The sequence below is a fragment of the Escherichia sp. MOD1-EC4550 genome, assembly GCF_963876935.1.
In the GTDB taxonomy this organism is placed as follows: domain Bacteria; phylum Pseudomonadota; class Gammaproteobacteria; order Enterobacterales; family Enterobacteriaceae; genus Escherichia; species Escherichia coli_F.
On record NZ_CAWNSE010000012.1, the window covers coordinates 663,151 to 676,713 of the forward strand.

The following is a 13,563-nucleotide window of genomic DNA, read 5'->3' on the forward strand; positions in this document are numbered from 1 at the left end:
GGCCTGATAAGACGCGCCAGCGTCGCATCAGGCAATCTAACACCTGTCATCACCCCGCAAACTGCCTGAACAGCGCCTTACCCTTAACCAGTCGCGCGCCCAGCCAGCCGCCGCAAAGCGACAGCAGCAGCGCACCGCTGCACGGCAGCACAATCCACAATCGCCAGTCTGGCTCCCACGGGAAATCAAACACTTTCGCCTGCAACACTGCCAGTGCCGTTTCCGCACCAATTGCGGCCACCAGGCCGGATACAAACCCGAGCATGGCGAACTCACACCACAATGTCGTGCGCAGCAGTTTTTTGCCCGCACCGAGAGTGCGCCACACCACCAGCTCCTGATGACGCTGACGCATTCCCACCTGCACCTGTGCCAGCAACAGCAACATACCGCAGGCGGTGACCAGCACCACCATCACTTCCAGCGCCCGGCTTACCTGCTCCAGCACCTGACTGACCTGTTTTAAAATCGCACCAATATCTAACAGGCTAATGGTCGGGAACTGGCGGTTGAGTTGCGTCAACATGCCGTTGCCGTTCTCCCAGCGAAAACTGGTAAGCCAGCTCTGCGGCTGCCCATCCAGCGCCCCTTCAGGAAAAATAAAATAGAAATTAGGCCGGAGACTTTCCCAGTCCACTTTGCGCAGGCTGGTCACTTTAGCGCGGAACTCCTGGGTATCGCCCATAAAGGTGACGGTATCGCCGAGGGCAACATTTAAGCGTTTCGCCAGCCCCTCTTCCATCGACACTTCATCCGCTTTTGGCGGCCAGTTACCGTCGACAATCGGATTATGATCGGGCCGCGTATTTTGCCAGGTAAGATTGAGTTCGCGATTGAGCGCCTCATCTTCATTGCCTTCTGTCGGCTTATCGTTAATCGCCGTCAACCGCGCCCGCACTACCGGATAAAACGATTCCGGGACTATTTGATGTTCCGCGAGGAACGCTTTTAGCGGCGTAACCTGTTCTGTGGCGATGTTGATTAAAAAGTAGTTCGGGCTTTCTGGCGGTAGCTGCTGTTGCCAGCGGTCGAGCAGATCGCCACGCAACACCAGCAACAGTGCCAGCAGCATAAAGGAGAGCGAAAATGCCGAAAGCTGGCTTAACGTTGACCACGGCTGACGTAACAGGCGGCTAACCGCCAGGCGCAGAGGTAGCGATTTCAGCGTCATGCGGCGAAGTACATTCAGCAGCATCCAGCCCAGCACACCGCACAGCAAAGCCAGTACTACCGCGCCCGCCAGCACCGCCCAGAGCAGCATACTGCCGCCCATTAATCCGGCGAGCAGCAGCACAACCACCACACTGACAATCGGCAGATAAAACTTGAGCGGCCAGACGTTCGCGACCACATCATTACGCAATACGCGTAAAGGCTGTGTTGCCAGCAACAAGCGGTACGGTCGTAGCCCCACCAGCAGCGAGATGACCGTCATGGTGCCAAGCGCCCACAGCCATGGCCAGAGGCTGGCAGGCGGTAGTGCGGCAGGCAGAACGGGCTTGAGCAGCACCATCAACACGTTTTCGAACAACAGGCCTATCGCCCCGCCGGTAACGGCTGAAAGCGCCAGCACCATCAGCCACTGACCGACGATTAGCTTACGCAGTTGCGCTCGCCCAGCCCCCAGCGTTTTGAGGATCGCCACCAGATCGTAGCGACTACGACAGTAATGATTCATCGCCACCGCCACCGCTGCCACTGCCAGCAGCAAGGTCAGAAGCGCCGAAAGCAGCAGAAACTGTTGCGAGCGTTCCATCGATCGCCCCAGCGCGCCTTCGTCCTGTTCCAGACCGTACCAGCGTTGTTCGGGTTTAAGCTGAGGTAACAACCATTTCTCATAGCCGTCGAGCTGGTTCTCGCTGCCGCCGAATTTATAGCGCCAGGTGACCCGACTCCCCGGCTGCACGGCTCCGGTTTTATCAACATCCGCCAGATTCATCATCAGACGCGGAGCCATCTGGAAGGGGTTAAAACCGGAATCCGGTTCCTGAATCACTTCTCCGGCAATCCGCAAGGTGGCATCGCCCACGTCAATGGTGTCGCCTGTTTTCAGGTTAAGCAGTGCCATCAGGCGTGGGGCCAGCAATACGCTGCCCGCCTGCGGTTTCAGGCCAGGGGGATTGGTTTGCAGATCGCCATACATCGGGTAGATATCATCCACCGCTTTAACATTCGCCAGCTGCGGCGTATCGCCCGCAAAAGTCATCGTGGCGAAAGTCAGCTGCTTGCCGACTTTCAGGCCGCGCTTTTGCGCTTCCTCCAGCCACGCTTGCGGCACTTCGCGCGAACTGCGCAACGCCCGATCGCCCGCCATAAACTCACGGCTTTGCTGGCTTAAGCCCTTCTCCATGCGATCGCTGATATTGCCCAGCGCCAGCACGCAGGCCACCGCCAGGCTTAGCGCCAGCCAGACAATTAATAGCGACGGCGAGCGCCATTCGCGCCAGAACCAACGTGCAATCATGCTTCCTCCTGCAACTGCCCGTTAACCAGTCGTAAGCAGCGGTCGCAACGTGCAGCCAGTTGCAGGTCGTGAGTCACCATAATCAACGTGGTGCCATGCTCACGGTTGAGGGAAAACAGCAGGTCGGCAATTTTATCGCCCGTCTGGCGGTCAAGGTTACCGGTGGGTTCGTCGGCAAACAGCACATCAGGCCGACCATTAAAAGCTCGCGCCAGCGCCACACGTTGCTGTTCGCCGCCGGAAAGCTGTGCCGGAAGATGATCAAGACGTTTACCCAGCCCTAACTGTTCGAGCAACGCTTTCGCCCCGTTACGACTTTCCACGCTACTTTCACCGCGCAGCAGCGCCGGAAGCTCGACGTTTTCCAGCGCGTTAAGGGTAGGAATTAACATAAATGACTGAAAAACAAAACCTACGTGCTTCGCGCGTAACTTTGCCCGCGCTTCTTCGTCCATATTATGTAGCGGTTGTCCCACCAGACTTACTTCGCCACTGCTGCCGTCATCCAGCCCGGCGAGGATCGCCAGCAAGGTTGACTTACCCGATCCCGACTCGCCCACCAGCGCGATGGTCTCGCCACGTTTGACAACCAGCTCAACTCCGGTGAGGATGGAGAGTTCATGCTCCCCCTGACCGACGGACTTCTTAAGATGATGAACTTCAACAATGTTTTCCGCTGGCATTTGCCCTTCCTGTTCCTGGTCCTGTTAACCTTCCGTGCCGCCGCAGCGGACACGTTATTGATTCTGGGTGATAGCCTGAGCGCCGGGTATCGAATGTCTGCCAGCGCGGCCTGGCCTGCCTTGTTGAATGATAAGTGGCAGAGTAAAACGTCGGTAGTCAATGCCAGCATCAGCGGCGACACCTCGCAACAAGGGCTGGCGCGCCTTCCGGCTCTGCTGAAACAGCATCAGCCGCGCTGGGTGCTGGTTGAACTGGGCGGCAATGACGGTTTGCGTGGTTTTCAGCCACAACAAACCGAGCAAACGCTGCGCCAGATTTTGCAGGATGTCAAAGCCGCCAACGCTGAACCATTGTTAATGCAAATACGTCTGCCTGCAAACTATGGTCGCCGTTATAATGAAGCCTTTAGCGCCATTTACCCCAAACTCGCCAAAGAGTTTGATGTTCCGCTGCTGCCCTTTTTTATGGAAGAGGTCTACCTCAAGCCACAATGGATGCAGGATGACGGTATTCATCCCAACCGCGACGCCCAGCCGTTTATTGCCGACTGGATGGCGAAGCAGTTGCAGCCTTTAGTAAATCATGACTCATAAAGCAACGGAGATCCTGACAGGTAAAGTTATGCAAAAATCGGTCTTAATTACCGGATGTTCCAGTGGTATTGGCCTGGAAAGCGCGCTCGAATTAAAACGCCAGGGTTTTCATGTGCTGGCAGGTTGCCGGAAACCGGATGATGTTGAGCGCATGAACAATATGGGATTCACCGGCGTGTTGATCGATCTGGATTCGCCAGAATGTGTTGATCGCGCAGCCGACGAAGTGATCGCTCTGACCGATAATTGTCTGTATGGGATCTTTAACAATGCCGGATTCGGCATGTATGGCCCCCTTTCCACCATCAGCCGCGCGCAGATGGAACAGCAGTTTTCTGCCAACTTTTTCGGCGCACACCAGCTCACCATGCGCCTGTTACCCGCTATGTTACCGCACGGTGAAGGGCGTATTGTGATGACCTCATCGGTGATGGGATTAATCTCCACACCGGGTCGAGGCGCTTACGCGGCCAGTAAATATGCGCTGGAGGCGTGGTCAGACGCACTGCGCATGGAGCTGCGCCACAGCGGAATTAAAGTCAGCCTGATCGAACCTGGTCCCATTCGTACTCGCTTCACCGACAACGTCAACCAGACACAAAGCGATAAACCGGTCGAAAATCCCGGCATCGCCGCCCGCTTTACGTTGGGGCCGGAAGCGGTGGTCGACAAAGTGCGCCATGCTTTTATTAGCGAGAAACCGAAGATGCGCTATCCGGTAACGCTGGTGACCTGGGCGGTAATGGTGCTCAAGCGCCTGCTGCCGGGGCGCGTGATGGACAAAATATTGCAGGGGTGAGTTGAAGCGCGCGCTTAAGCCCCCATGTCAAAGAAAATATCGACAACAGAGAGCGACTCCATGTCCGTAGAAAATATTGTCAACATTAACGAATCTAACCTGCAACAGGTTCTTGAACAGTCGATGACCACACCGGTGCTGTTCTATTTTTGGTCTGAACGTAGCCAGCACTGTTTGCAGTTAACCCCAATTCTGGAAAGCCTCGCGGCGCAGTACAACGGGCAATTTATTCTGGCGAAGCTGGACTGCGACGCGGAGCAGATGATTGCCGCCCAGTTTGGTCTGCGCGCGATTCCGACCGTGTATCTGTTCCAGAACGGGCAACCGGTAGACGGCTTCCAGGGGCCGCAACCGGAAGAGGCGATCCGCGCCCTGCTGGATAAAGTGCTGCCGCGCGAAGAAGAACTGAAAGCGCAGCAGGCGATGCAGCTGATGCAGGAAGGTAATTACACCGACGCCCTGCCATTGCTGAAAGACGCCTGGCAGTTGTCGAATCAAAACGGGGAGATCGGCCTGCTGCTGGCAGAAACGCTGATTGCGCTGAACCGTTCTGAAGATGCAGAAGCCGTGCTGAAAACCATTCCGTTGCAGGATCAGGACACCCGCTACCAGGGGCTGGTGGCGCAAATTGAACTGCTGAAGCAGGCGGCTGATACGCCGGAAATTCAACAGTTGCAACAGCAGGTGGCAGAGAATCCAGAAGATGCCGCCCTGGCGACGCAACTGGCACTGCAACTGCATCAGGTTGGGCGTAATGAAGAGGCGCTGGAGTTGCTGTTTGGGCATCTGCGTAAAGATCTCACCGCCGCAGACGGTCAGACACGTAAAACGTTCCAGGAGATCCTTGCTGCGCTGGGTACGGGTGATGCACTGGCGTCGAAGTATCGCCGCCAACTGTATGCGTTGTTGTATTGATATTTCGTTGAACAGCAGATGAACCACAACGCCGGATGCGATGCTGCGCATCCGGCATTGCATCATTTCTTCTTCAATTGCGTCACCACCAACTGGTGGCGCGAATTATAAAACTTACGATAGGTTAAATAGCAGGCAATAATGGTCGACAGGCTGGCGGTTGAGAGCAGCATAAAGGTCACCATAATCTGATATTTAATCGCCTTCACCGGATCAATCCCGGCAAATATCAGCCCGGACATCATTCCCGGTAAACTCACTAAGCCAACCGTTTTTGCTGAATCGACCGTCGGAATTAAAGCCGCGCGAATACTGTCGCGAATCAATATCGCTGAAGCCTGTTTCGGCGTCGCGCCAAGACTCAGTTTCTCCTGAATCTGTTGCTGTTCGCTAATGACCCGTTGCCCTAAATTGTTGTAACACAGCCCTACCGCCACCATCGCGTTACCGGCAATCATCCCGGCAATAGGAATCACCTGCATCGGGATAAATTCAATCGACCCTGAGAGAATCAGCACCGCCAGGGTAATTCCCGCCCCGACCGTAATGGCAATAAACGATGAGATAAAAGCTTTAGCAATATATTTACTGCGTTTTTGCGCATTCCACGCCGCATTAAAGCAGATAAATAACACCATCAATAATGTCAGGCTGGCATCATCCACGCTGAAAATATACTTCAGCACATAGCCGACAATAATCAGCTGAATTATCGCGCGCCCGACACTCCAGAGAATATCTTTCTCCAGCGCCAGTTTTTCTTTATGGCTAATTAAGATTGCCACCACCACCAGCATTAATGCCAGTGCTAATGATTCGTTAGTAATATTATGCGAGTTCATAGCGTGCTTCCTGCATTTCTCCGGCATGCGGTTGCAGTGTAATCACTTTATCCGCATGATTAATTTCGTCTTTATCGTGTGTCACCCACAGCACGGCAATATTTTGCTCGCGCACATAACGGTGGATCATCTCATTAACGTTATGTTTATTACTTTCATCCAGTGCACTGGTGATTTCATCCAGCAATAATACCTTTGGCATAAATTGCAGGTTACGAATCAATGAGATGCGTTGTTTTTCACCACCAGATAGCTCGGCGATATTCTTTGTCAAAATGCTGTCCGGCAAAGCGAAGCGTTCGAGAAAATCGAGAAAAATGGCTGGGTCAGGCTGCTGGTTACGGATCTGCCAGGGAAAGATCAGATTATCGTATACCGTATCGCCAAACAGCGTCGGCGTCTGGGCGCAGTAAGATACTTGCTGGCGGTAGATTTCTGGCTTGAGTGTACTGACATCCTCACCTTCAAACAGCAACGTTCCGCTGGTTGGGCTGATTAATGAAGCAACAATTTTCAGCAGCGTACTTTTGCCACAACCGGAAGGGCCGGTAATTAACTTAAATTCGCCAGCACGTAGCGAAAAATTGATGTTATTAAGAATCTTCGTATCACCCGCCAGATATCCTACGTTTTGTAGCTGAAGCAAAGGACTATTTTCCTGCATCGCTGTTCCCTTTTTCTGATTTTTACTAAAAACAGTTTATCCTTCGCAGGAATAAGGGGGAACTCTCTTTCAGTAATCAGGTATAATTTGTTTAATCAAGCAGCAATTTTGCTGATTATGGACGGTACAACAGGAGGTTTTTCCGATGCTTATCTTTATCCCGATTCTCATTTTTGTCGCGCTGGTCATTGTTGGCGCGGGCGTCAAAATCGTGCCGCAGGGCTATCAGTGGACAGTAGAACGTTTTGGTCGCTATACCAAAACGTTACAGCCGGGGCTCAGTCTGGTCGTGCCGTTTATGGATCGCATTGGTCGTAAGATCAATATGATGGAGCAAGTGCTCGATATCCCTTCTCAGGAAGTTATCTCGAAAGATAACGCCAACGTTACGATCGACGCGGTCTGTTTTATTCAGGTAATTGATGCCCCGCGCGCGGCTTATGAAGTCAGCAATCTGGAGCTGGCGATCATCAATCTGACCATGACTAACATCCGTACCGTACTGGGTTCAATGGAACTTGACGAAATGCTCTCCCAGCGCGACAGCATCAACTCACGCCTGCTGCGTATTGTCGATGAGGCCACCAACCCGTGGGGGATTAAAGTCACCCGTATTGAAATTCGCGACGTGCGCCCACCGGCAGAGCTTATCTCTTCGATGAACGCGCAGATGAAAGCGGAACGTACCAAACGCGCTTACATCCTTGAAGCGGAAGGGATCCGTCAGGCGGAAATCCTCAAAGCCGAAGGTGAAAAACAGTCGCAAATCCTGAAAGCGGAAGGTGAACGTCAGTCGGCATTCTTACAGGCCGAAGCGCGTGAACGTTCTGCCGAAGCGGAAGCCCGCGCCACCAAAATGGTGTCTGAAGCCATCGCCTCCGGTGATATTCAGGCGGTGAACTACTTCGTAGCGCAGAAATACACCGAAGCGTTACAACAGATCGGTTCGTCCAGTAACAGCAAAGTAGTGATGATGCCATTAGAGGCCAGCAGCCTGATGGGGTCGATTGCCGGGATTGCTGAACTGGTGAAAGACAGCGCCAACAAGCGGACTCAGCCATGATGGCGTTAATGGTCGTTCACCCACATATTTTCTGGCTCAGTCTCGGCGGGTTGCTGCTGGCTGCCGAAATGCTGGGCGGCAATGGTTATCTGTTGTGGAGCGGCGTGGCAGCGGTGATTACCGGCCTGGTGGTCTGGCTGGTGCCGCTGGGTTGGGAGTGGCAAGGGGTAATGTTTGCCGTCCTGACGCTGCTCGCTGCCTGGCTGTGGTGGAAATGGTTGTCGCGGCGGGTGCGCGAACAAAAGCACAGCGACAGTCATTTAAACCAGCGCGGGCAGCAGCTTATTGGCCGACGTTTTGTGCTGGAATCTCCGCTGGTCAACGGGCGCGGTCATATGCGCGTCGGTGACAGTTCATGGCCTGTCAGCGCCAGCGAGGATCTCGGCGCAGGTACGCATGTTGAGGTGATTGCGATAGAAGGGATAACGCTGATTATCCGTGCGGTCATCGCCTGATGCGTCTTATCATACCTGGAAATCTGTACCAAAACCCATGCCGGATAAGGCGCTCGCGCCGCATCCGGCATGTGGCCCTCGACATGGGGGTTAATTGAATTTTCGGCTAAGGAGTGGCCATGCTTTTTCCCTTTCGAAAACCTGAAGTACGTCTGCTGAAAAATAACGCTGCGGGCGTCATTTTTTCGGTGAAGTCAGGTAAAGGATTTCTGCGTCAATGTGTGATTTACGATCCGCACCCTTATGGGCTTATCCGTTCGCTCTGCTGGCAGGATGTCCCGTTAATACGTTTCTGGTCCGAGGCTGGCTGCCCCACCTGTGCGGAATTTGTCTACAGCGGTTTTGCGGATGATGAACAGGGAGCCGCCCGGTTTTTGTCTGCTCTCGAAAACTGGAATCGCCCATGGTCTGGCATGACTGACGCTTTTGCCGCGCTGACACCGCTGTTCTCATGCCTGGCTGATGGCTATTATCTGCTGGAAGATCGTGAACTTTACCCGACGGATGGCAACGGGCATTTCTTTTGGGCGGCAACGGACCATAGCGCCAGTAATCCGGCAACCGTTGCCGTCTGGGATCCTGAATATTGCTATTTCAGTGGCACCGCCCCCTGCTTTCTTCTACCCGGACAGCCGCCATCACATTTTAATCCTGAGCGTGCGACGTTTTATCGCGATAAACCGGACGCCCGCGCTCTGGCCTGGTATCTCACTGATTCCTATCTCTGCGTTCTGCTCGACGGGCACCATAAGGCCACTGCCGCCGCGCTGGAAGGGCGACCGCTCAAAACACTGGTACTCAGCACGGCAACCCGTTTTAATGATGAGCAACAAACACTGGTATTTCCGGGCGGAGAATGTCTGCACAAAACAGAGCTACTGTGCCACGTTCCCAAACTCACTGAGTGGAAAACATTACCGCCCGGCGCATGGGAGAGTTTCGGCCCTGATAAGCACATCAGCCTATCCGAAACCTGGTCAGAAGAGTTGCAGAAGAGCGTCAGCCGTTACCCTTCACTGGATCAAGCCTTGCAAATTGTTGAGGCCGGGAATTTGAGCGAAGCTCGTATTAAGCGCATGATCCAACAAGGTTTGGAGGGGGATGAAAAGGCTGATGTTATTTTGCAGGCACTGTTTTCCACATACTCGCCGCTTTTTGTTGACTTTGCTCGATTCGTTATCAGCCATCCGGCATACGCCATTTATCGCCCTCTCACCTTCCGGTTGATGGCGCAAAACCGAACGCCGCAAGCAGATGCCTTTTTTCTGGATTTTGCCATCAACGATGACGGCGAACGTCCGGAGTTGACGAAAATAATGGACGACTATTTCCGTATGCCTTAATTACCCCGCCCGATGATGACAGCAGCCGGAGAGATTTTCGATAATCGGGCAGTCGGCGCTGTCATCGCCAGGGCAGGCATTCGCCAGCGCCAGTAGCTGGTCGCGCATGGATTGCAGCTCCTCAATGTGTCGTTCGATCTCCGCCACTTTCTCCAGGGTGCGCCGTTTTACATCGGCGCTGTGACGCTGCGGGTCGTTAAACAGATTCACCAGTTCGCCGCTCTCTTCCAGGTTAAAGCCCACCTGGCGCGCCTGGCGCAGTAAGGTCAGTTCGTTGAGATGCTGCTGCGTGTAGGTTCGATAACCATTTTCGCTGCGCATCGGCGGCGTCACCAGCCCCTTCTCTTCATAAAAGCGAATGGCTTTGCTGGTCAGGCCGGTAATTTTTGCTACATCGCTAATGTTCATCGTTCGCGCAACGCCTCCTGTGCTTTGTTAAAGGGTTTCAACAGATAATCCAGCACGCTTTTTTTGCCGGTGCGGATATCGACCGTCGCCACCATGCCGGGAAATATCGGAAACTGCTGTTTGCTTTTATTTTCCAGATGGTTGCTGAAAGTGCGAATGTACACCCGATAGTAATAAACATCGCGCCGCACTTCATCCTGCACGGTGTCTGGTGATATCACCGCCACTTCCCCCGGCAGGCCGCCGTAGATGGAGTAATCGTAAGCGGTTATTTTCACCAGCGATTTTTGCCCCGGATGGATAAACGCCACATCGCGGGGGGAGATTTTTGCCTCGATCAACAGTTGCTCATCCAGCGGCACGATAGTCATAAGTTTACCACCGGGGGCGATGACGCCGCCAACCGTGGTGACGTCAATGTCCTGAACAATGCCTCGCACCGGCGCAGTAAAGTTGAGCCGGGTGAGAGAATCTTCCCGCCCGCGGATCACCGAACGCTGGGTTTCCACTTCCGCATTGGCTTTCGCTAACTCTTCCCGCGCCTGTACGTAGTATTGCGTACGCACGTCGCTAAGTTTGTTTTCCAGTTCATTGGCCTGGCGTTGCAGGCGCAGCACTTCAACGCTGCTCGCCGCCCCCTGTTTCACCAGCGGCTGGGTCATCGCCAGTTCGCGGTTGACCAGGCTGATCCCCTGCGTCAGCCCGGTGGTGGCTTTGTTCAACCCGTCGCGGCGAGTGTTATATAACGCCGTTTCCGACTCGATAAGTTCGGGGAATTTATTCAGTTCGTCAGGAAAGACCAGCGGTTTATTGCTCACTTCTGCCCGCAGCCGCGCCGAGGTTGCCAGCGCCGCATACAGCCGCGACATCGCTTCCTGGACGTCGGATTCCGTTTTGGTGCGGTTAAGCTGCGCCAGCGGCTGCCCCTGTTCGACAATATCGCCAACCTTCACGTCGAGATGATACAAAATCCCGCCTTCCAGCGACTGCACCACCTGTTCGCGCCCGGAAGGTTCTACCGTGCCGCTGCCGGTGGTGACTTCATCAAGCTGGAAGTACCACGCCCAGCCGAGAAAACAGAGCAGCATCACAGCGGTAACGCGCACCGCCAGCGCCGAACGTGGCAGGCGGGGTTCAGTCAGGCCACGGTTGTATTGCAGTTGTCCGTTCATGCGGCAGACCCCTTATTCTTCTCCTGCAACACCACGCGTCGCGTCGTGGGTTCGCCCTGTTCACGCAAAATGGTCTCTTTCGCGCCGTCCATCACAATCCGCCCCTGATCCATCACAATTATCCTGTCCACCAGTTGCAGCATTGCCGTGCGGTGAGTAGCGATGACCAGCGTGCGATGCCCAATCCACTGTTTTAGTTGTTCAATTAAATACGCTTCCGCCATTTCATCCAGCGAGGCACTGGGTTCATCGAGCAGGACGATGTTGGGTTGAGAGATGAGGAGCCGCGCCAGCAGCAGCGTTTGCCGCTGACCGCCCGAAAGACCAAATCCCCCTTCCTGAATCATGTAGTTAAGGCCGTTTTTCTGCTTCTGCACAAACGGCAGCGCTCCGCTGAGAGTCAACGCGCGTTCGATATCTTCATCGCTGGCTTCTGGCATCCCCATGGTGAGGTTTTCCCGCAACGAACCGAAGAACAGTCGCCCGGTCTGGCTGAGCAGCCCCATGTCGCGGCGCAGATCCGCCGGATCAAGCTGCCCGATGCTGATGTTATCCAGCAACACCTGCCCCTGCTGGGCGATACGCATTCCGGCGAGCATTTGCAGTAGCGTTGATTTACCCGCGCCGTTGCGCCCGAGAATGGCGATTTTCTCTCCGGCCTGAATGTTGAGTTTGCCGATCGCCACATCGGCAATCTTCTCTTCTTCGTCGTAATAAAACACCGCGTTGCTGAACTGATAATTGCCGTGCAGCACTGCTTTATGCACCAGTTTGCCGTGCTCCGGCTGATCCACCGGGCGCTTCATCAGTTCATCGAGGCCATTACGCGCCACCTTCGCCTGCTGCCAGCGCGAGAGCACGCCGGATATCTGCGACAGCGGCGCGATGGTGCGCGAAGCCAGAATCGTCGTCCCCACCAGCGCGCCGGTGGTCATGTCGCCGCTCATCACCATAAAGCAGCCCACCAACAGCACCACCACATAGACGATGGATTGCACTTCCTGCGTCCAGGTGAGCAGTAGCCCGGTGAGAAAACGTTGCTTCATGCTGATAGATGACGCCACGTCGTTGGTGTGATTCCACTGATTCTGGAAACGCTGTTCAGCACGCAGCAGTTTAATATCTTCAATCGACTGCACGGCCTCGACAAGCGTAGCGTTGCGCACTGCCGATTCGCGCATCCCTTCGTTCGCCAGCCGCGCCAGCGGGCGTTGCACCAGCAGGCCGGGGATCACCAGCAACGGCAGCGCCAGCAAAACAACCAGCACCAGCCAGCCGCCGATCATCCACAGAATAAAAACAAACAGCAGGAAGAATGGCAGATCCGCTACCGCGCCAATGGTGGTGGAGGTGATCAGCTCCCGCACCGATTCCAGTTCGCGGATCTGTGAGATAAACGATCCGGTGGATTTCGATCGCACGTTATTTTTCAGCCGTAATGCGTGACCAAACACGCGATCCGAAATACGCAGATCTGCCCGCTTACCAATCACATCGGAAAGGTGCGTGCGCACCATTCGCATACAGAACTCAAACAGGATCGCCATCATCACCCCGGCGAACAGCACCCATAGCGTCGGGTAGGACTGCGCCGGAACAACGCGGTCGTAAACCTGCATCGAGAAAATCATCGCCGCCAGCGCCAGCACGTTCGCCACCAGCGAGGCCAGCATAATATCGCCATAGCGCCGCCAGTCTTTTAGCGAAAGATTCCAGAACCAGTTCGCCTGATACGGGCGAATGTAGTCATCCACCCGCGCATCGGGAATGGCGCTGAGCGGTCGTAGCAGCGCCAGTTCAACGATTTTGTCTTCTATATCCGTGACGTTTAATGTGGTTTCCAGCCCTTCGTCACCGCTGAACTGAACGCTGATATTGTCGTGATTGTCGCGGCGGGTGATCACGCCAATCTGTTGATTATCAAACACCGCGATCAGCGGCAGCCGCCAGGGGTTAAGCGAATCAGCGGAAAACTCCACCAGCCGCAGCCCCATTCCCAGTTGCCGCGCCATATCGGTGAGCAACTCTTCCCGCTTGCTGTCGCGCTCCCAGTTGACGGTCGCGCGCACGTTCTCCTGGGAAAAATCGAGGCGGTAATAACGTGCCACGGCGATCATCGCCTCCAGCCAGGCTTCCACGGACTGGGCATTTTTTTTCATTC

At 54.6% G+C, this 13,563-nt stretch carries 13 protein-coding genes; 6 read left to right on the plus strand and 7 right to left on the minus strand.

Translation table 11 applies throughout. The annotated features are described in order from the left end of the window. Positions 1 to 49: 49 nt before the first annotated feature. Positions 50 to 2,464, minus strand: a complete 2,415-nt coding sequence (gene ybbP / locus AACU19_RS10515; RefSeq protein ID WP_105278217.1) for a putative ABC transporter permease subunit YbbP — start codon at positions 2,462 to 2,464, stop codon at positions 50 to 52. Next, the gene (ybbA, locus tag AACU19_RS10520) at positions 2,461 to 3,147 is read right to left on the minus strand and encodes a putative ABC transporter ATP-binding protein YbbA (protein ID WP_001110581.1); all 687 of its coding nucleotides are present in this window, start codon (positions 3,145 to 3,147) and stop codon (positions 2,461 to 2,463) included. The genes ybbP and ybbA overlap by 4 nt, the downstream gene beginning before the upstream one ends. Between ybbA and tesA the strand changes: the two genes are divergently transcribed. The 3 genes from tesA to cnoX are packed head-to-tail and all read left to right on the plus strand — an operon-like array spanning position 3,118 to position 5,455. After that, positions 3,118 to 3,741 (plus strand): multifunctional acyl-CoA thioesterase I/protease I/lysophospholipase L1, encoded by a 624-nt coding sequence (gene tesA, locus AACU19_RS10525; protein WP_001295836.1) that lies wholly within the window; start codon positions 3,118 to 3,120, stop codon positions 3,739 to 3,741. The genes ybbA and tesA overlap by 30 nt on opposite strands. Next, entirely contained in the window at positions 3,731 to 4,540 is an 810-nt protein-coding gene (gene ybbO / locus AACU19_RS10530; RefSeq protein ID WP_077760024.1) for an NADP(+)-dependent aldehyde reductase, read from the plus strand. The genes tesA and ybbO overlap by 11 nt, the downstream gene beginning before the upstream one ends. A gap of 60 nt (positions 4,541 to 4,600) precedes the next feature. After that, positions 4,601 to 5,455, plus strand: a complete 855-nt coding sequence (gene cnoX, locus AACU19_RS10535; RefSeq protein WP_001295322.1) for a chaperedoxin — start codon at positions 4,601 to 4,603, stop codon at positions 5,453 to 5,455. Between the two features lie 62 nt (positions 5,456 to 5,517). Here cnoX and fetB read toward each other — a convergent pair whose 3' ends face one another. Continuing rightward, the gene (fetB, locus tag AACU19_RS10540; protein ID WP_001295323.1) at positions 5,518 to 6,297 is read right to left on the minus strand and encodes an iron efflux ABC transporter permease subunit FetB; all 780 of its coding nucleotides are present in this window, start codon (positions 6,295 to 6,297) and stop codon (positions 5,518 to 5,520) included. Continuing rightward, positions 6,284 to 6,961 carry an iron efflux ABC transporter ATP-binding subunit FetA gene (fetA, locus tag AACU19_RS10545; RefSeq protein ID WP_001157551.1) on the minus strand — a complete coding sequence of 226 codons (678 nt, stop codon included), beginning with the start codon at positions 6,959 to 6,961 and terminating at the stop codon, positions 6,284 to 6,286. The genes fetB and fetA overlap by 14 nt, the downstream gene beginning before the upstream one ends. Before the next feature lie 145 nt (positions 6,962 to 7,106). Here fetA and AACU19_RS10550 point away from each other — a divergent pair, with 145 nt between their 5' ends. From AACU19_RS10550 to AACU19_RS10560, 3 genes are all read left to right on the plus strand, one after another. Next, complete coding sequence (locus AACU19_RS10550) at positions 7,107 to 8,024, plus strand: SPFH domain-containing protein (RefSeq protein WP_000904502.1); 918 nt, start codon at positions 7,107 to 7,109, stop codon at positions 8,022 to 8,024. Continuing rightward, on the plus strand, positions 8,021 to 8,479 hold the full coding sequence (locus AACU19_RS10555; protein ID WP_096857031.1) for an NfeD family protein: 459 nt from the start codon (positions 8,021 to 8,023) through the stop codon (positions 8,477 to 8,479). Before AACU19_RS10550 ends, AACU19_RS10555 begins: the two co-directional genes overlap by 4 nt. A gap of 119 nt (positions 8,480 to 8,598) precedes the next feature. Continuing rightward, positions 8,599 to 9,822 (plus strand): hypothetical protein, encoded by a 1,224-nt coding sequence (locus tag AACU19_RS10560; RefSeq protein WP_039021120.1) that lies wholly within the window; start codon positions 8,599 to 8,601, stop codon positions 9,820 to 9,822. On the opposite strand, the gene cueR is transcribed toward AACU19_RS10560, so the two are convergent. Genes cueR through AACU19_RS10575 form a run of 3 tightly spaced genes read right to left on the minus strand, consistent with a single transcriptional unit; the run spans position 9,823 to position 13,561 of the window. Next, complete coding sequence (cueR, locus tag AACU19_RS10565) at positions 9,823 to 10,230, minus strand: Cu(I)-responsive transcriptional regulator (protein WP_001026747.1); 408 nt, start codon at positions 10,228 to 10,230, stop codon at positions 9,823 to 9,825. After that, entirely contained in the window at positions 10,227 to 11,402 is a 1,176-nt protein-coding gene (locus tag AACU19_RS10570) for an HlyD family type I secretion periplasmic adaptor subunit (protein ID WP_001014327.1), read from the minus strand. The genes cueR and AACU19_RS10570 overlap by 4 nt, the downstream gene beginning before the upstream one ends. Further along, a complete protein-coding gene (locus AACU19_RS10575; RefSeq protein WP_105278218.1) occupies positions 11,399 to 13,561 on the minus strand; it encodes a type I secretion system permease/ATPase in 2,163 nt (720 codons plus the stop codon). The genes AACU19_RS10570 and AACU19_RS10575 overlap by 4 nt, the downstream gene beginning before the upstream one ends. Between the last annotated feature and the right edge of the window lie 2 nt (positions 13,562 to 13,563).

Coding starts and splice junctions, on each gene's coding strand:
- ybbP (WP_105278217.1), bottom strand. CDS start 2,464: ATGATTGCACGTTGGTTCTGGCGCGAATGGCGCTCGCCGTCGCTATTA.
- tesA (WP_001295836.1), top strand. CDS start 3,118: ATGAACTTCAACAATGTTTTCCGCTGGCATTTGCCCTTCCTGTTCCTG.
- ybbA (WP_001110581.1), bottom strand. CDS start 3,147: ATGCCAGCGGAAAACATTGTTGAAGTTCATCATCTTAAGAAGTCCGTC.
- ybbO (WP_077760024.1), top strand. CDS start 3,731: ATGACTCATAAAGCAACGGAGATCCTGACAGGTAAAGTTATGCAAAAA.
- cnoX (WP_001295322.1), top strand. CDS start 4,601: ATGTCCGTAGAAAATATTGTCAACATTAACGAATCTAACCTGCAACAG.
- fetB (WP_001295323.1), bottom strand. CDS start 6,297: ATGAACTCGCATAATATTACTAACGAATCATTAGCACTGGCATTAATG.
- fetA (WP_001157551.1), bottom strand. CDS start 6,961: ATGCAGGAAAATAGTCCTTTGCTTCAGCTACAAAACGTAGGATATCTG.
- AACU19_RS10550 (WP_000904502.1), top strand. CDS start 7,107: ATGCTTATCTTTATCCCGATTCTCATTTTTGTCGCGCTGGTCATTGTT.
- AACU19_RS10555 (WP_096857031.1), top strand. CDS start 8,021: ATGATGGCGTTAATGGTCGTTCACCCACATATTTTCTGGCTCAGTCTC.
- AACU19_RS10560 (WP_039021120.1), top strand. CDS start 8,599: ATGCTTTTTCCCTTTCGAAAACCTGAAGTACGTCTGCTGAAAAATAAC.
- cueR (WP_001026747.1), bottom strand. CDS start 10,230: ATGAACATTAGCGATGTAGCAAAAATTACCGGCCTGACCAGCAAAGCC.
- AACU19_RS10570 (WP_001014327.1), bottom strand. CDS start 11,402: ATGAACGGACAACTGCAATACAACCGTGGCCTGACTGAACCCCGCCTG.
- AACU19_RS10575 (WP_105278218.1), bottom strand. CDS start 13,561: ATGAAAAAAAATGCCCAGTCCGTGGAAGCCTGGCTGGAGGCGATGATC.